The organism is Neisseria sp. P0008.S010 (genome assembly GCF_051962715.1).
In the GTDB taxonomy this organism is placed as follows: domain Bacteria; phylum Pseudomonadota; class Gammaproteobacteria; order Burkholderiales; family Neisseriaceae; genus Neisseria; species Neisseria elongata.
The window spans coordinates 1-261 of sequence record NZ_JBQCVA010000330.1 but is presented as its reverse complement, the minus strand read 5'-3'; the positions used below and the strand labels follow the sequence as shown (position 1 = coordinate 261).

Here is a 261-nt window from a genome sequence, read left to right as displayed (position 1 = left end):
GTATAAGAGACAGGACTACACGGGTATCTAATCCTGTTTGCTCCCCACGCCTTCGCGCCTCAGTGTCAGTTAAGAGCCAGGTTGTCGCCTTCGCCACTGATGTTCTTTCCGATATCTACGCATTTCACCGCTACACCGGAAATTCCACAACCCTCTCTCTCACTCTAGTCAACCCGTTTTCGACGCCATTCCCAGGTTAAGCCCGGGGATTTCACATCAAACCTAGTCAACCACCTACACGCCCTTTACGCCCAGTCATTC

The 261-nt window shown here is 51.7% G+C and carries 1 rRNA gene; it reads right to left on the bottom strand.

Features of this window, described 5'->3' with window-relative positions:
* Window positions 1–261: ribosomal RNA gene (locus ACTHSL_RS13815) — 16S ribosomal RNA — on the bottom strand; the annotation flags it as partial.